Here is an 18,129-nt window from a genome sequence, read left to right as displayed (position 1 = left end):
GGACTATTTATGAAAAAACTATGCATGCGTTGTTATATCTCTGGGAAAGTTCAAAGAGTATGGTTTAGAGCCTTTACTCAACGAGAGGCAGAGAAATTAAACATTAACGGATGGGTGCGAAATTTGCCAGATGGAAGGGTGGAGGTTTTTGCTTGTGGTACTGAAAGCGAATTGGAGTTGTTGTATGCCTGGCTGCAACAAGGCCCTCAATATGCACGAGTAGATGACCATAGCAGAGAGCATTTACCTTGGGAAGATTATGATGGATTTGATATTCTGTGAGTAAATGGCGTCACATTAAAGGGAAAAACCTTTCTAAGGCCTTCTTCTTACTCCTCACTGCCATTAAGTTGAGATATTTCGAATCCCGCTGTCGAGGCTGTGGTAATTCGGCATTAAATAATCCCTCAACTTAATAGTAGTGGGGGTTAGCGAGAGGGAGAAATTTATCTCGTTTTTTCTTTAACCTGACGCCTATGAGTCAAGGCTAAAGCTACCTTACTATTTCCCTTAATTGTTCATTGATTGGAAATATCAGAGTAGAATAGTTAATGAATTCTCATTAAAAATCATATGTTATTCAACTACATAAAAGAAGGTTTACTTTTAAGGATTTGTTAATTTTTCTTTCTTTAAAATGTTTTATGATTACCTCCTCACACTTTAACTTACTAGGACGTCTTGCATGTTTTATTTTACTCGTCAGCTTTTTCGGGATCCTGTCTATATTATATTTTTCTTTTTTCTTTTCCCTATAACCATCGCATTGGATATAGCAACATTACCATTCCAACTATTTTTTAGCGTTCTGAGCGGCTTATTTAATATAAGCATGGATACCAAGGATCTCGTTATCATTGCTGGAGCAGAAGAAAATGGGGTGCGACATTTATTAATAGCTAATAGAACTAATGTTCCCGAAGTGTTCAAGTCATTAGCAGGGGCAACTATAGAAACCAGCGATTTCCGAATCGTTCATGGCACCAGTTTGTGGGGGACAAAAGAAGTAACTGTAGTTGATCAAAATCGACAAGAGCTAAGATATCATTATGTGGGTAGTGAGTCAGAGATCGATCATTATGAGGAATATAGAAATCTTGAAGAAGTAGATGTCTTATCTAATGCTGATTTAGGCTTGAATGCCGAGCATATTAGAACCTGGCAGCAACAACGACAACATACTTTTGGTAAAGGCCACAGAGATGCTTTAACGTTTTTTGCCCGGCATGGAATTAAAGGTCAGGATGCGATGAATGTTATCAATGGGCTCAACGAGCATCAAGCAGAAGCACTAGGCCTACTCTATGATTCAGGACTTAGAAGTCAACATCTTAGATCATGGCGAGAACCAGAATATGGGAGCTTTAGAGCAGAACATGTTGATGCGTTACAATTTCTTGCGAGTAATGGCATTACGGGACAAGATGCCATTGATGAAATCAATAGCCTCGATGACAGTCAAGTAAAAGCACTAACCTGCTTATATCCAGGTCTTAGAGGAAAGCATCTTAGAGCCTGGCAGCAACCAGAATATGGGAGCTTTAGAGCAGAACATGTTGATGCTTTAAAATATCTAGCCAGAAGAGGAGTTACTGGACGAGATGCTATTAATCAAATTAATGGTTTAGATGATAGAGGGATAAATATAAAATTTAATACTAAGGAGCAACCCTACGGACGCGATCGTTTTTGGAGCACAGACGAGAATGATAGATACCACCAGGATTCATATTCATCAAACTCTTTCAGAATGTAGCCGCATGTTTAAATAATGGGATGGGCGGCCCATTATTTCTACTAGTAAGTCACCTGATTGATCGCGAGACAATTAATGCTCAAGGCTACAAGTTAAGTATTTTTACGTATTGATTTACTTTTGTTCTAATTCGTATAATGAATACATCATTAATTGCCATACTAACATTATGAGTTGTTATTGTTGTTAGTCTTTCTAACGGAGTATTTAAATATGAGTCAATGTAAACGTCTTTTTATAGTCGGTCATCCTGGCGCCGGAAAAGGTCTGTTAGCAAAGAGTGTTGCTCAGCAATTGGGTTGGCAATTTATTGATGCAGATTTAGGATTAGAATTTACTATTGGGCGCCGACTCACAGAACTATTTGGCAATGAAGGACGGGAGGATTTTTATCAAGTTCAATCTGAACTATTGTCCTTTCTATTAACTAAAGAAAATATAGTTGTGGCAACGGATGGAAGTATCGCCAGCTCTGAAAAAAATAGACAATTATTATCTCAGGAGGATGTGGTATTTTTGGATGTAAGTACTTCTGTACAAATGGAGAGAACAGCCCTCAATCCATATTCTTTATTGCCAATTGCTGATCTTAAAGTGTTTTTTGATGCATTGCATCAGGAGCGAGATCATTGGTATGAGCAAGTGGCCAATGTCGTTATAAATAGCGACAACAATGCTCTTGAAGAACATGTATGTACTGTGGTGGATTTTTTTTTAGGGAATAAAGCATCAAATCCGGTAGATACTGAATTTACCTTAGAAAAAAAAGATTTAGCTTTTTTTCATAGAAAGCTGCATACCCCAGTATATCTTTCAGAACAACAGGCTTTATGCCTTAAATTATTAGCTCAAGGAAAAGCATCGAAAATTATTGCTCGAGAAATGGGAATTTCTTATAGAACAGTTGAAGGGACTCTTGCTAAAACAATGGAGTTATTAGGCTGTACTTCGAGTAAGGAACTGATCGCACTATATTACGATCGCACGTAAATCGAATTATGGTAAGAGCTGATCTCTTACGAAATTAATATTGATTTAATAATTTGTCAGTATAATAAAGCAACTATTCTAGGGTACGCATTATGCCATCATTAGCAGCAAGAGAGTTTAGGCAACGACAAAAAACATATGAGCCAACGGATGATGGGTTGAATTTTACCACGTGGTATCATGTGCTCGATGTACAACGAATAATATGGAAAAAATATAATCAATTATCTTCCAAACTAAAGAGCGAAACGCTACAACCATTTGTTTTTTTTGATGGGCTTGATCAGCTTACTCTTGAGGGTATGTTAAGTCCTTTAGTGACTATTCTTAAAAAGTCCTCTCAAAACTATTTCCCTTTTATCTTTAAGCCAGAATTAGCTGGTGCACATTACATAGCCGGTTTTTTGCGCAAAAATAAAGATCAAACAATCAGCATTATATTGTTTAATCCTACAGGAACTTTACCTCGTATTGATTACGGTAATTATGCTTATGCATTTCGTTTAGCAGATGCGGAAAGCGATGAATCAGAGTTTGAAAAGAATGTGATTTATTTCGAAATTAAGGATAAAACGCTGCATTACTCAGTAATTGATCCTAAGGGAGTTCTAAGAACGAATATATTGACTTCCCAACATTTAAAAGATTTAAAGATAGAACTTGATTTAAACAAACCACTAACCACGGAATTGATTAGAGACCAACTAAAACCTAAAGCAGCGCAAATTTTACAGTTGACCTTAGCACGCAAAGAAACAGAACAGAAAATTGAAATTATTTCCTCTCCTAAAAAAATCCAAACTCATGAAAAAGACGGAGGGCCTCTGGTTTCTTGCGGGCCTTTATCCATAATTTTTATTGAATACATTATGAGTCATCCGGAGTATATGGAGCATCTGGATAAAGAATTTCAGTTACCTGAGATTCTAGATTTAGAAAGCAGTCATGAAGCTCATGTACTGCGATTCTTAGCATTAAAAAAGAATAAGGCTTTTGATTTAATGCAATTTTTAAATGCAGATACAAAGAAAGATTTTAATTTTCCGAACTTTTTAGATGAGCAAGAAAAAAGTAGTCTTATTGAGTACAAAAAATTAGTCATCACCTATCGAGAGTTAATCAAAAAAATACGCCAGGAACATTACATGCTTCTTGATACTATTGATGATTCTTTTGTGGAAACTGCAGGGGTGATTGATGAAAGTTATAGAGAAGTAACTGTTGCGATTCTGGATGGTCAAAACGATAGTGAAGAGGCAGAGTTAAAACAAAACTCAGACTACCCAGAAAATGAAAATCTTATAGACAGCTGGGATGAGGAGGATTTTGAAATTGAAGACGCTAGTGATCATAGTTTGCCAGAAGAAGAACCTATCCTAGCAGAAATAGAGCAACTACTACCTGCTCCAGACGTAGTACTATCTACTAAAAAGCAAAGTGATACTAAAGATATTGATCGAACCCAGGCAGGCACTATAATCAGTGGTACTGATATTGGTAATATTCAATTCATAGACAGAGAAAAAAATAAAACAATACCTAAACAGGATCTATCAGAAAAACACGGTACTGCTCCTTCTAATCCAGAAGAACGAGAGGATGTAAAATTTATAAGAAGCCAAATTAATAGATTTAGAGAGAACGCGAAAAGCTTTTTTTCAATTAATAATGGAATGAAAGCTGATGCAATTGAGCATGCTCTTGAATTGGCTCTGCAAGATGAGGTCAAGTATGGGGTTCAAGATGTTAGGATGGACCAGCGTGTCAAAGATGCTTTGGCTATTCATAGAATATTCGGCTTTTTTGGGTGTAAATCAACTACAGCTACAGCCGATCTTGAAAAGTCATTTGAACATACACCACGAGTACGCTAATTAACGAGAACCACTTTCAATTAGCATTAGGTTTTCCTTGATACAACAAAAGACCGGCGTGCCGCGCCTTGTCCGTGGCATCCAGTAGTACATCAAATTGATGGCAATCAATCTAATAAGCTTCTTATCCAAAACTGACGTTAACTTAAGAGGTCGGTTTAACTTAGATAGGAAGTTGGCGTCTTTATATAAACAAGTACGAAAATTATAGCCAGAACCTCTTGACCATATAGATATTAAACTATACATTTAGGTTCCTTAATCAACACTATCTTAGATACCCTATGAAAATTTTTTTTAACGATATAACCTTTATGAATATCCCCCTTGTTTGGGAGTATGATGAAAAAAATAATAAGGCTGTGTGTTTATTTTTTACCACAGCAAAAGAACAGAAATATAACAAAGAAACTATCATAAAAGGATTATATGAGAAAAAATATCCTGGTATCTCTCTTTCTGAGAATTCAGCCATAATTGAGGATTACTCATCTTTTGTTGCGCAGCATAGTGGAGAACAATATAAGTCTCGCTCGTTAACTTCAATTCCTGGATTGAATTTGCAATCTATTATAGAAAAACGAGATTCATCGACTAATCCATTAGTTGCTTTATCTAGCAAATCGCGTAGCGCGCGATCCAATAAAGAAAAATCTAGTGAACCTGATGAAACAGTACATGAAGTAGTTAATCCCTTAATTGCTTTATCTCATAAAATACCTCCTGCTAAATCTAGTAAAGGACGGTCTGATTCTCCAATATCAAGTTCATTAACAGCAGAGTCATCAGTACACGATAAAAGAAAGCAATTGAAACGCTCTGTTTCCAATAGCGCGCTAACTCCTAAATCATTAGTATCGTCTAAATCACCACTATCGCCCAGAGAGAAAACAACGTATTCACCTCGTTACGATTTTAAGCCTAGAAAAGCTTCTTATGAGTCAATTTTAATTTGCTATTTAATCACTGAACGAGATCATACTGATATCTTTCGTGACACTTTAAGCTGTAAGGATGAGTTTATAAAAAAAACAGCTGAAGATCGTATAAAACGTACGGCGACCTATTTAAGAAACGTTAATTCGTTTAAAAAAGAAACACAATACATTCAAAATGATAATCTTTATCCTATAAAGAAGAAAATTATAATTCTCTTAGAGAAGCTATTTGAGCAGGAGTTAGATCCTGTCTACCAAGAATGGAAAAAGGAACCAGATACTCAGCGAAGTCCAGCGGCTCTAAAAGAATTATTCACTTATTTGCGTCATGCAGTATGGTCTACCCTGCGCAATGAGCATTTTGGTAATAATAAGCCCACAGAATATGAACTGATGAATGACAGTATGCGCTATAGCCGTTTCAAAGGGAATGAGGCAAAGTATCATCAAGCAAATAATGGCATCAGAACAGCACGTACTACTCAGATGATGAATGATTTATCTTTTTTGGTTAATGCATGCTCAATAGAGTTGACTTCCGCTGAAGATAGGTCAGAAGATGGACATAAATTGATGTCAGAAGAAGCGACTAATATGTTGCTTTCTTTCCAAGAGCATCTACTTCGAGACGCTGATCGAGTAAAACGTATACAAGCAGTCTATAGTGAATTACAGCAGCTATTGATTGAGTCAGGTAAGATGGAATGGGTTAATTTACAATTAACTCAGGTCTTAGATAGTCGGTTGGTAGATAAAGATCAGAGTATTGGCGAGTATTCTTCACTTATAGGGACGGTTAGAGCATTTCTTATTGAGGCGAATAAAACAATTAAGAAGCCAGTAGAATCAGGAACTTGCCATCAGTTGGCAGATCAGGTTGTAACTGAAGTGGTCAGGTTATTAGTTAAAGACACTGAATTTGGAAAAACTCCTTATATAGAAAAATTAGAGAAGCTTGATAGAAATTTATGTCCTACTGCTGATGAAGATATTTATCTTAATCAAGACTGGATAGCAGCATGTAAAGGATATCTTGAGCACATGGAGTGGGAAAAGCTACTAAAAAATATTAAAAGTGCATCCGGCGTTGAAAAAGTTGCGGAAAAACTTTTTCAAGTGATCAGAGCAAAGGGCAAAATGCTAATCCAACAACCCTTGCTTGTTGCAGAATCACCTCTCACTGCATCATCAGATGAAGTAGAGGCACATTCAACTGGAGCTATGACTAGTCTAAATTTCTAGTTAAAAATAAGTTCTTAGCTTCATTTACAGGCCTCGCTGTCATTAAGTTAACGTCAGTTTGGATAAGAAACTTATTAGATCCAGTCTCTATCTCGATTCGTTCGCCTTGAGGAGGGCTTTAGCGACGCCTCGAAGGGTTTTGGTTCAGTGCTAAGCCCTTCGAGACAGGCTAAAGCCCTCCGCGGACCGAACGGGACAAGGTAAAATCTGAGTTCCTTATCCGAAACTGACGTTAAGTTAAGGAAACTCAACCTACATTACAAACATTTATAAAAAAAACAGGTAGTGAGAGTCACTACCTGTCAGTACTTCAACTTCAGTGGAGTAAGCTCTTATTCATCATCTTTATCTTTTTTGCAGTCTTGATATTTGGCTGCCATTTTCTCTTCCCATTTTTTCATCATATTTTGGTACTCTGTTTTTTGTTGTGCGCTAAGAAGAGAATATATTTGATGTTTTGCATTTGCCTTAGCTTTCATCATGTCACCAATCAATTTGGTCTTTTTATCCATTAATCCATCAAGAGCTGCTTGATCTGTGTTATCAGATTGAATTTGCTGATTTATTTGAGTATCTAGATCTTTGAATTGATCGGCACTTGCTTTAATAGATGTTTTTAATTGGTCTAGAATAGGCATCACTTTGGCTTTCTGTGCATCATCTAGTCGTAGGCTTTCAATCATTTTTTTCATGTTATCGCCGCAATGCCCATGAGCAAGGGCTGTCTGACCGATGACTAAAGAGAAGCTTAATGCAACTATCCATAAAAGGCTTTTTTTCATGATAACCATCCTTAGTTAAATTAAAAAATCCATATTATTATAGATGCTAGAAATGATTTCGTGTAGTTTAATTGCTAAAATATTTAAAATACTCAGATTCTGTTGAGTAAAGGTAAGCTAGATAAGAGAGCTAATTAATATTCAATTTGTTATTAAGGAAAATCAATGAATTACTTGCATACTATGGTTAGGATTTCAAATATTGAGGAGTCTCTTGATTTTTATTGTAATAAATTAGGACTCATAGAAGTAAAACGTACGGAAAATGAAAAAGGGCGTTTTACTTTAATATTTTTGATGGCGCCAGGTGATGCCGAGCAGGTGCGGCATGCCAATGGCCCTATGGTTGAATTAACGTACAACTGGGATACTGAAAAATATTCAGAAGGAAGAAGTTTCGGCCATTTGGCGTATAGAGTGGATAATATTTACGAAACCTGTCAACGGCTACAAGATGCTGGAATAGTCATTAATAGGCCACCTCGTGATGGCCATATGGCATTTATTCGATCACCGGATAATATTTCTATCGAGTTATTGCAGAAAGGAGAGGCTTTATCTATACAAGAACCATGGGCATCCGCACCTAATATTGGTCATTGGTAATAATTGAACATTATAATGCGGTTAAAATTTCCTTTAAAATTTTTGATATTGAGTCTGATCATGAACAGTGCAACGGTCTCTGCTTTAACTATTGTCAACATGCAACAGCCTGAACATCTCCAGGTTTTAAAAACTACTGCCCAATTCGTATCATTTCCTCTAGGCAAGATGGACTCTCAGTTAATTGAGCAAATGAAGGCTAAATTACAGGAACTTGGTGGAGTCGGGCTTGCTGCACCACAGGTAAACCAGCCGAAGCAGATTTTAGCTATTTACATACCGGAAGATGCGGCACTTTTACGAGAGCGGGTTAAACCTTATCCCATGCATGTAATGATTAATCCTTCTTATGAGGCTGTTTCTGGCACTGCCATAAGTTATGATTTTGAAGCCTGTTATTCTGTGCCACATAAAGCAGGAAAAGTGCCTCGATATGAAGAAATAAAATTAAGTTACTATGATGAACAAGGACAACATCATCAAAGTGTAGAACATGGTTTTTATGCTCGTGTTATCCAGCATGAAATTGATCATTTGAATGGCGTTTTAATTGTAGATCGCCTAACTCCTGATTGTGTACAAGGTACTATGGAGGAGATGATGACACTAAGGCGCGCAGAGTTATCAGAAGATAAGCGTATTTTATTTGACAAATTAATAGAGAAAAAAAAGAAAGCGCAACACGAGTAATGAGTTTTTAGAGCCCGCGCATATTTTTACTATCTCGGTCAAGTTAGCGAAATGTAAGCAAGTCCTAATTTTTTCAAAAAAATAATTTCAATAAACCCAATAAGATAGGAAAAAAAAAAGATTAGTTATTTGCATTTTTTCATTATTGTCCTATCCCTATATTAGAGCCTATAGATATGCACTAATCATGGTTGCAAAGGCCTTAGGCTAGTAAATCCTATAAAGAAAGGAGGCCATTATGAAGAAGATAGTTTTGGCTTTATTGGCTTTGTTTATTTTACCCTGCGTTAATGCTTATGCTATTGATTCAGGAACGACAAATAGTAGTCCCTACCAATTAGCGGATAATAACAGTACTGGTTCTGGCAATGGCACAGGTACCGCTAATGGCATGGGTGGTGTGAACAGCACTGGCTCAGGCAACGGCACAGGTACTGCTAATGGCATGGGTGGTGTGAACAGTACTGGCTCAGGTAATGGCACAGGTACCGCCAATGGCATGGGTGGTGTAAATAGCACCGGCTCTGGAAATGGAACAGGGACCACTAATTATTAATTTAATGTGTGTTTCTGATCATGAAATTGTTTAGGCATCACCAGCACGAACGGTTGCGAACTAGGCGACATTTTTATACGAAACTGACGCTAAGCTAAGGTAGGTTGTGCCCAATGGCGCTACCTTAAGTTTTTGTAGCCTGGATGAGCGCAGCGTAATCCGGGATTTCAGTGCACTGAGCTAGGGTATTCCCGTATTATGCTGCACTAATACGGGCTAGGATTTTTTCTTCATTTTATTAAGGTAGCACCATTGGGTAGGTTGTGCCAAAGGCACAGCCTACTAATAACCTAAACAACAAAAAAACGATTAACAAGTGTATTGAATTCCTAATAAACCAAGGTTTAAAGTAGTGTTTTGAGTGTTAGAGAAGAAAGTTGCATTGAGGGTATTTGCATTTACAACACCATCCATCCTTGGAGAGGAGCCTGCTACAAAAACATAAGCACCAGTGATTGACCAATTATTGTCAATATTGTAGGACGCACCTAATTTTATTTCTGGTAACGCCGCTGTTTGGATTCTCTTTACTTGAAAACTAAAAGTGTCGACATCACTGAAAACAGCTTCTGTTTCACTTTGTATATTTTGAATTAAAGCACCTGCTTTGAATGAAAGACTGTAACTTGGCTGAATGAAGGCAATACCAATGAGCGCATCAAAGCCAGTTATAGTGTATTTAGAATTTACATTGGCAATGAGGGTGTTAGCGGGTTTAAGCGTTGTGCGTCCGTAGTATCCCCAGCCTAATTCACTAGTCACTCCAAATTGTTCATCCATCATGAACAACATGCCTGCCGCAAGGCGACCCGCGTAATTTTGATTACTTTTGGTGGAGGCTATTTCTGTAACTCCTCCTGCTCCAATAAAACCAAAATCATAGTTTTTAATTGAATTTGTAGAGTAACCACCTTCAACTGCTATAAATCCTGAGTTGGTTAAGTCGCCTCCCATACCACCAGCGTAGGCGAGGGAACCACAGGATAAAGCAGAAACCAGAGAAATCAGGGTTATTTTGTTCATCATTTAGTAAATCAATCCATTCATTGTTATTATTAAAACACAGATAATTTAAAACAGTTGGTTGATAATTGCCAGAAAAATTATTTCTAAACTGAGATAACGATAATTACATCATCTCTGTAGAGCTAAAGTTAAATTCTTTAACTGATTAGTGATAAAAGATGGTCAAAGCAAAGGAATGAGTAATGCCAAGACGACCTGTACTCGCTGTTTTATCCCAAATACCCTCTAGTATTTGGGTTTTAGGTTTTGTTAGTTTATTAATGGACGTCTCCTCAGAGATGATTCATAGCCTTTTGCCTATGTTTCTAGTGACGGCCTTAGGAGCAAGTACTATTACTCTCGGGATTATTGAAGGATTTGCAGAGGCCACTGCATTAATTATTAAGATCTTCTCCGGGGTTTTAAGTGATTATCTAGGTAAAAGAAAAGATATAGTACTCTTTGGCTACGGTCTAAGTGCATTAACTAAACCTTTATTTGCGCTTACTTCTTCAGTGACATTGGTATTTATTGCTCGTATCACTGATCGATTAGGCAAGGGAATTCGTGGGGCTCCACGTGATGCTTTGATAGCTGATTTAGCACCAGAAGGATTAAGAGGTGCTTCTTTTGGCCTAAGGCAATCCCTTGATACCCTCGGAGCTGTTTTAGGCCCCTTGCTCGCTTTTTGTTTTATGCTGCTTTTCGCCAGTCATTTTAGAATGGTGTTTGCATTAGCTGTAATTCCTGCCTTGATTGCCGTGCTATTAATTGTTGTAGGAGTCAAAGAGCCACAAAACACCCCTCACCATAAGGTTTTAAATCCATTATCGCTATCTAATCTTAAATTATTATCTTTCTCTTATTGGTGGGTATGCGGAATAGGGGCAATGATTACTCTTGCTCGATTTAGCGAGGCTTTTTTAGTGCTTCGTGTCATGCAAGGCGGGGTGGATATGGCCATAGTTCCCTTGTTTTTAGTGGCGATGAATATCATCTATTCTTTATCTGCTTATCCATTGGGTAAATTAGCTGATCAGATGAGTCATGCCAATTTATTAATTATAGGATTAATCGCATTATGCATCGCTGACTTGATATTGGCTGCTAATAATCATTGGAGTTATACCTTAATTGGGATCTGCTTCTGGGGATTGCATATGGGCGCGACTCAAGGGTTACTTGCGGTCATGGTTGCGGATACTTCCCCTTTGAATTTGCGAGGAACGGCGTATGGTTTTTTTTACTTATTGAGTGGGATTGCGATGTTATTGGCAAGTATTATTGCTGGTTTAGTATGGGAGAAAGTAGGAGCCTCTTTTACTTTTTATTTGGGAGCTATATTTAGTTTTTTTGCTTGCTTTGCTTTATTTTTTTGGAAAAAGTCGATGTGTCATTAAAGTTGGCAGAATGTTTTAAAAAAACATCCACTGTTCTAAATGTTGTCTTTTAAGGTGTCTTAAAGTATTATTTGGGTTTTTTGATTCCTTTGAGTCCACTATGCCTAAAAATTCTCTCTATAATGTAATTAATAAAGTCACTTATCACAAAAAAAATATTCCGGGCGTAGTTAATCTATCTTTACGTACCCATCATGAGGGAAAACAATATTTCTTTTTTGAACTGCCTTTGCCACATGAGATTGTTATTGGTGATTACACTTTAGTCGATCATCATCTTAGTGTGTATGAATCTCCTATGAGCAAATTTGACATGAAAAGCCAGCATCATTATACCGCTTATTTTAAGGGACAAGATGGGGAACGCTATAGATTACATATTTACTATGATGCAAATGATGATTCTATCTGTGAGCCTTTATTATCAATAGTTCAAGATGAAAACGTGTTCCAATCAGTGAACTGCTGGGAGCAGTATGAAGCATTTAAGGGGTTAGCTGAGCAATTTATTAGTGATGTGGTGAATCATTTAAGAAGAACGCAACGTGAGACGGTAACTGCTTATAATGAGCAATATAAAGAATTAGAAGAGCAGGCTATTTCATTATCTGTAGATTGTGTAAAAAATAAAGCAGAATATTTAGCTGTTATAAAGATGCAAATAGAGATACTTGAAGAGTCAAAACTTTATTCTAATGACAGTAGAGCTACGAATCGATTACTTTCTTTTCTAAGAAGAGTTACGAAATCTCTTGAGTTACCTGCTATTGAGCCTGTTGTATTAGAGGATAGTGCTGCTCCAATACCGGCTCCAAAGGAAAAAACAAACAGGCGCAACAGACGAGCAACTTCTCAGGCACAAAAAAAACAGGTGGCGGAGTCATCTTCTCCTGCGTCTGTACCTCGGGTGAAAAGTAAAAAAACAAACTCCAAACCAAGATTAGATGAAGTGATAAGCTCATTGAAATTACAGTTTGAGCAATTAGAACAAATGAAAGACAGGCAATTGATTAGGGCTATCACGGTTTTCTTTGGGGACTTGATTGTTAAAGAATGTACTCTAGAGCAAGGCAAATATCAGGCTTCTGTCCAAGATATACAGGCGTTATATGTGTTGCGAACTCAGAGCGAAGATTTAGCAGAAAGATTATTGAAGCGACTGCTCATAATGGGCCATTATGCACAAGCGAATCTATTAAGCTCTTTTTATCATACTTTGCCTCACTCAATGATGCCTTATGCTTTGACACACAATAAGCCTGAACTAATTAATTTTTTGTTAAAAAATAAAATTGTACCGCTTAACTACAAAAATTTTGTAATTAAAGAGACGCACTATAATTCTTTGTTCGATTTTTATTTTAGACAAGAGCCTACACAGCAGTTATTGATGATAGATAGCATTGACGTCCTTATTAAAAATGGCAGCTCATTATTAATGGAGATAGACAGTAATACTGGATTACCGTTTGCAGCGATTATTCTTTTAGAACCTAAGCATCCATTTAGAATGGCGCTGGAGCGGAATGCCGGCATAACTATTAATAATCCCATGTTTTATAAGCAATTAAATCAAATACTACAAGCACTGATTGCTCAGTCATCTTATCCTAAGGAAAAGGCAACGGAAATTAATAATTTGATCCAGCAAAATAAAGGAAAAATTAATTTACTAGCAATGCCAACTCCCTCAGGAGAGCCTAGTTTGATGCAGTTAACCGAAGATATGACGGATAAACTTAAAGCCACCTTGGGAGAGGAGTTTGTTAATGACCTGCTTTTCGATCCTGAAATTGCAGCGTTAAGAATATTAATACAAGAGCGTCAAGCGGCGTTGTTACTAAAGTTACCGACATCAGCTCGCGCAGAGGTTCGTCAAGAGACTAAAGAGAATTTTGAGGCGATTAAGAAAGATTTGGATGAAATTGAAAACGTCGATTTAATTCTTTCAATTAGAGAAAATATTAGATCCCGCGTTATTCAACAGCAATTGGATACGATTAATATTATTAGTTTGAGAGAAGAATTAATTCAGGTGCAAACTTTGATTAAGGGTACAGTTTTACATCAAGGTAAACGAAATAAAGAGTATAACGCATTGTTAAAACGCCAGGATAAAATTATTGCTGACTTAAAAGCTTATAACAAAGCGGATAAATCTGATAAAAAAGCTGCCAAGTACGAATCCACTGTATTTGATCTAGAGACTTTGCAGGATCAACTAGCAGAGATGGAAAAATCATTTGAGTCATTAGCCTCATTTCTGAAACCATTATGTGACTTGGATGCTTCTGATAAAGAGAATGATGAAACAGGGGCTTATGATGGGCGTATGGAAGAAAAAATGTCCTCTCTTTTTAATCAAAAATTAGTTAAAACTCTTTTCCCTATAGCGAGTAGTTCTACATCTATTGGGGATAAGCTAGCGGATAGCAGTGAGACACCTGATGAAGATGAAAATAATACGATACGAAACATTTAAATATCAATGATGTAGGGTAAGAGTTCAGTTCACAGTGTCAACTTAAGCTTTTTTGCTTACCTTCCCGGATTACGACTTTGTCTAATCCGGGATACACATTCTTAAGTTGACGTTGTGAGCTGAACATTAATGAGCATGAAACTGCAATGAGCCGTCCTTATAAGTTACCTCAATAGTTTCTCCTGCCTTAAAGTGTCCTGTTAATAAAGATTGTGCTAAAGGATTCTCAAGCTTTTGTTGGATGGTACGTTTTAGTGGTCTTGCCCCATAAACAGGGTCAAATCCAGCTTCAGCCAAATAGTCCAATGCTTCTTTAGTTACATTAAGGTGAATGTCCTGTTGTTTTAACCGGTGATGTAGATAACCAATTTGTATCGCAGCAATTTTGGCAATTTGCTCTTTTGCTAATGGGTGGAATACCACTGTTTCATCGATTCGGTTGATGAATTCTGGCCTAAAATGTTGACTGACTAACTCCATTACCGCTTCTTTGATCTGATCATAGTTAAATTTACTACCGATCTCCTGAATTAGTTGAGAACCTAGATTAGATGTCATGACTATAACTGTATTGCGGAAATCTACAGTACGTCCTTGGCCATCGGTCAAACGCCCATCGTCCATTACTTGGAGGAGAATATTAAAGACATCGGTGTGAGCCTTCTCTACTTCGTCCAACAGAATGACTGAATAGGGTCTTCGTCTGACTGCTTCAGTGAGATAGCCACCTTCTTCATAACCAACATAACCTGGTGGGGCACCAATTAATCGAGCAACAGAATGTTTTTCCATAAATTCAGACATATCGATACGTATCATTGCCTCTTCAGTGTCAAAGAGGAAGGCAGCTAAAGCTTTACATAATTCAGTTTTACCCACCCCTGTAGGTCCAAGGAACAGAAAGGAGCCAATCGGACGATTAGGATCTGATAAACCGGCTCGCGAACGTCTTATGGCATTAGAAACAGCATCTACGGCTTCGTTTTGGCCAATGAGACGATTATGTAGTGCTTCTTCCATTTTGAGTAATTTTTCTTTTTCTCCTTCCATCATTTTAGATACTGGGATTCCAGTCCATTTGGAGACTATTTCGGCAACTTCATCCTCTGTTACCTTATTACGAACTAGTTTATTTTCTACAGCATCTGTTGATGAAACTTGAGCCAATCTTTTTTCAAGCTCAGGAATTCGTCCATATTGCAACTCAGACATACGACTTAAATCACCAGCTCTTCGTGCTGTCTCCATTTCTTGTTTTGCTTGCTCCAACGCCTCTTTAATTTGTGTTGAGCCTTGCATGGTCGCTTTTTCAGCTTTCCATACTTCTTCCAGATCAGAATAATTTTGCTCTAACTCATCAATCGTATGTTGCAAATCAATCAGTCGTTTTTTAGACGCTTCATCACTCTCTTTTTTTAGTGCTTCTCGTTCAATTTTTAATTGAATTAAGCGTCGCTCCAACTTATCCATGCTCTCAGGCTTAGAGTCAATTTCCATACGGATTAAACTGCCTGCTTCATCAATTAAATCAATAGCCTTATCTGGCAGCTGTCTATCACTAATGTAGCGGTGAGATAACGTGGCCGCGGCAACAATAGCTGGATCAGTGATTTCTACCCCGTGGTGTACTTCGTAGCGCTCCTTTAAGCCACGCAAGATAGCGATGGTATCCTCAACGCTCGGTTCATCAACCAGTACTTTTTGGAAGCGTCGTTCAAGAGCGGCATCTTTCTCAATATATTGTCTGTATTCATCTAAGGTTGTTGCTCCAATACAATGTAATTCGCCGCGTGCCAGAGCTGGTTTAAGCATATTGCCAGCATCCATTGCACCTTCAGCTTTACCTGCACCAACCATGGTATGAATTTCATCAATAAATAAAATAATTTGTCCTTCTTGTTTTGCTAAATCATTGAGGACAGCTTTTAAGCGTTCTTCAAACTCACCACGAAATTTTGCGCCGGCAATAAGAGCACCCATGTCTAAGGAAAGCAAGCGTTTATTTTTTAATCCTTCGGGCACTTCGCCATTGATAATTCTTTGAGCCAATCCTTCAACAATGGCTGTTTTACCGACTCCTGGTTCACCAATTAAAACGGGATTATTTTTAGTTCGCCTTTGTAATACCTGAATAGTGCGGCGAATTTCATCATCACGTCCAATCACCGGATCTAATTTGCCTTGTTCCGCACGTTCAGTTAAATCCAGAGTATATTTTTCTAATGCTTGTCTTTGTTCCTCTGCATTGGGATCGTTAACCGTTTCACCACCTCGTAATTCATCAATTGCTTTTTCAATGGCTTTAGCGTCTCCGCCTGCCTGCTTTAACATCCTAGCCAAAGAGCTATCTTCGCTAATGGCTGCCAGGATAAATAATTCACTGGAAATAAAATTATCTTTTCTTTGTTGAGAGAGTTTATCGGTAAGATTTAGTAGTCGATTGAGCGCATTAGAAATGTGAATATCACCACCGGTGCCAGAGACTTTGGGGAGTTTTTCTAGGGATTGATCGATAAGAGTTCTGAGCTGGGGAATATTTACTCCAGCCTTGCTGAGCAGAGGCCTACAGCTACCTCCTTGTTGATCTAATAACGCCTTCATTAAGTGCTCAGGCTCTATAAATCCATTATCTCTACCTAGGGCTAATGATTGGGCATCTGCGATTGCCATTTGAAATTTTGATGTCAGTTTATCCATTCTCATAGCTTGGCCTTATTAATAATTTAATTAGGGTATTAATTTTTGTCCTACTGCCGTAAAATGAGGGTTAATTTTTATATTTCAAGTGATCATTATGAATAACGGAACACCTGCTAATGATAATATGGACTCACAAGCCTTACTGAATCAGATCATTATTGATTACATCAAAGAACAAAAAAGAAAGCGTCGATGGCGCTGGATAATGCGAATTATTTTTTTGCTCCTCATTGCCTATGGTGTATTCCACTTATTAGTCTTAGGGGGTGAGGAGAATGGTGCAGGCTTGAAACCTCATGTAGGTTTAGTCGACCTTAATGGTGAAATTTTTGATACAAAGGGTGCCAATGCTGATGATTTCGCTCAAGGAATAGATGGCGCTTATAAAAATAAAGGGTTAAAGGCATTAATCATTCGTATTAATAGTCCTGGAGGTAGTCCTGTTCAAGCAGAATACATGTACAATACTCTTAAACATTATAAAGAGAAGCACCCTGATATAAAAACGTATGCGGTTTGTGTGGATTTGTGTGCTTCAGCTGCTTATTATGTAGCGGTAGCTGCTGATGAAATTTATGCTAGTCCCGCGAGTATGGTTGGCTCTATAGGGGTAGTTTATAGTGGATTTGGCTTTGTTGACGCGATGAATAAAATTGGCGTATCCCGAAGATTACAAACTGCAGGCACTAATAAAGCATTTTTAGATCCTTTTTCTCCTACAAATGATGCGCAAAAACAAAAACTGCAGGTCATGCTTGATCTAGTGCATCAACAGTTTATTAATAGAGTGAAAGACGGGCGGGGAAGTCGTTTGCATATAGATAATGATACTTTTTCAGGATTAATTTGGACTGGGGAGCAGGCTTTAACTCTTGGTTTAATTGATGGTTTTGCTAGTAGCGGACAATTAGCACGTGATCATATCAAAATTGACAGTGTAGTGGATTACACCCACAAACAAAATCTTTTTGATAGAGTGACTAAAAATCTAGGAACCGCTATGGCTGATGAATTGTCTTTTAAATTAGATGCCAGGTCCGGATTAAAATAATGGCTCAAAATTATTGCTGTATTTTTTATTCTATATGCCGCGCTTTCTGCGCGGTAT

14 protein-coding genes are annotated in these 18,129 nt (G+C 37.6%); 11 read left to right on the top strand and 3 right to left on the bottom strand.

Annotated elements, in window-relative coordinates:
• Positions 1-9 precede the first annotated feature (9 nt).
• From LFA_RS08050 to LFA_RS08030, 5 genes are all read left to right on the top strand, one after another.
• A complete protein-coding gene (locus LFA_RS08050) occupies positions 10-282 on the top strand; it encodes an acylphosphatase (protein ID WP_045095739.1) in 273 nt (90 codons plus the stop codon).
• Between the two features lie 403 nt (positions 283-685).
• Complete coding sequence (locus LFA_RS08045; RefSeq protein WP_045095738.1) at positions 686-1,756, top strand: hypothetical protein; 1,071 nt, start codon at positions 686-688, stop codon at positions 1,754-1,756.
• Between the two features lie 213 nt (positions 1,757-1,969).
• Positions 1,970-2,746, top strand: a complete 777-nt coding sequence (locus LFA_RS08040) for a shikimate kinase (protein WP_045095737.1) — start codon at positions 1,970-1,972, stop codon at positions 2,744-2,746.
• 92 nt (positions 2,747-2,838) lie between these two features.
• A complete protein-coding gene (locus tag LFA_RS08035; protein WP_045095736.1) occupies positions 2,839-4,620 on the top strand; it encodes a hypothetical protein in 1,782 nt (593 codons plus the stop codon).
• 314 nt (positions 4,621-4,934) lie between these two features.
• Positions 4,935-6,800, top strand: coding sequence for a hypothetical protein (locus tag LFA_RS08030; RefSeq protein WP_157010320.1), 1,866 nt, complete (start codon positions 4,935-4,937; stop codon positions 6,798-6,800).
• Between the two features lie 332 nt (positions 6,801-7,132).
• Here LFA_RS08030 and LFA_RS08025 read toward each other — a convergent pair whose 3' ends face one another.
• Complete coding sequence (locus LFA_RS08025) at positions 7,133-7,582, bottom strand: Spy/CpxP family protein refolding chaperone (RefSeq protein WP_045095734.1); 450 nt, start codon at positions 7,580-7,582, stop codon at positions 7,133-7,135.
• A 165-nt stretch (positions 7,583-7,747) separates the two neighbouring features.
• On the opposite strand from LFA_RS08025, the gene LFA_RS08020 reads away from it, so the two are divergent.
• The 3 genes from LFA_RS08020 to LFA_RS08010 all read left to right on the top strand — a co-directional run bounded on the left by LFA_RS08020 (position 7,748) and on the right by LFA_RS08010 (position 9,434).
• Positions 7,748-8,188 (top strand): VOC family protein, encoded by a 441-nt coding sequence (locus LFA_RS08020; RefSeq protein WP_045095733.1) that lies wholly within the window; start codon positions 7,748-7,750, stop codon positions 8,186-8,188.
• 60 nt (positions 8,189-8,248) lie between these two features.
• Positions 8,249-8,878: a peptide deformylase gene (gene def, locus LFA_RS08015; RefSeq protein ID WP_045095732.1), complete on the top strand. Its 630-nt coding sequence runs from the start codon at positions 8,249-8,251 to the stop codon at positions 8,876-8,878.
• A gap of 238 nt (positions 8,879-9,116) precedes the next feature.
• Positions 9,117-9,434 carry a hypothetical protein gene (locus tag LFA_RS08010; RefSeq protein ID WP_045095731.1) on the top strand — a complete coding sequence of 106 codons (318 nt, stop codon included), beginning with the start codon at positions 9,117-9,119 and terminating at the stop codon, positions 9,432-9,434.
• A 309-nt stretch (positions 9,435-9,743) separates the two neighbouring features.
• Here LFA_RS08010 and LFA_RS08005 read toward each other — a convergent pair whose 3' ends face one another.
• Entirely contained in the window at positions 9,744-10,460 is a 717-nt protein-coding gene (locus tag LFA_RS08005; protein ID WP_052673898.1) for a hypothetical protein, read from the bottom strand.
• Between the two features lie 182 nt (positions 10,461-10,642).
• Here LFA_RS08005 and LFA_RS08000 point away from each other — a divergent pair, with 182 nt between their 5' ends.
• Entirely contained in the window at positions 10,643-11,839 is a 1,197-nt protein-coding gene (locus LFA_RS08000; protein WP_045095730.1) for an MFS transporter, read from the top strand.
• Positions 11,840-11,939: 100 nt separating this feature from the next.
• Positions 11,940-14,321: a hypothetical protein gene (locus LFA_RS07995; RefSeq protein WP_045095729.1), complete on the top strand. Its 2,382-nt coding sequence runs from the start codon at positions 11,940-11,942 to the stop codon at positions 14,319-14,321.
• Positions 14,322-14,447: 126 nt separating this feature from the next.
• On the opposite strand, the gene clpB is transcribed toward LFA_RS07995, so the two are convergent.
• On the bottom strand, positions 14,448-17,024 hold the full coding sequence (gene clpB, locus LFA_RS07990; protein WP_045095728.1) for an ATP-dependent chaperone ClpB: 2,577 nt from the start codon (positions 17,022-17,024) through the stop codon (positions 14,448-14,450).
• A 91-nt stretch (positions 17,025-17,115) separates the two neighbouring features.
• Here clpB and LFA_RS07985 point away from each other — a divergent pair, with 91 nt between their 5' ends.
• Positions 17,116-18,072, top strand: a complete 957-nt coding sequence (locus tag LFA_RS07985) for a S49 family peptidase (protein WP_045095727.1) — start codon at positions 17,116-17,118, stop codon at positions 18,070-18,072.
• The last annotated feature ends 57 nt before the right edge of the window (positions 18,073-18,129 follow it).

The sequence above is a fragment of the Legionella fallonii LLAP-10 genome (assembly GCF_000953135.1).
GTDB classification, from domain to species: domain Bacteria; phylum Pseudomonadota; class Gammaproteobacteria; order Legionellales; family Legionellaceae; genus Legionella; species Legionella fallonii.
Note: the sequence above shows the minus strand (reverse complement) of the source record. Positions and strands in the feature narration are given on the sequence as shown.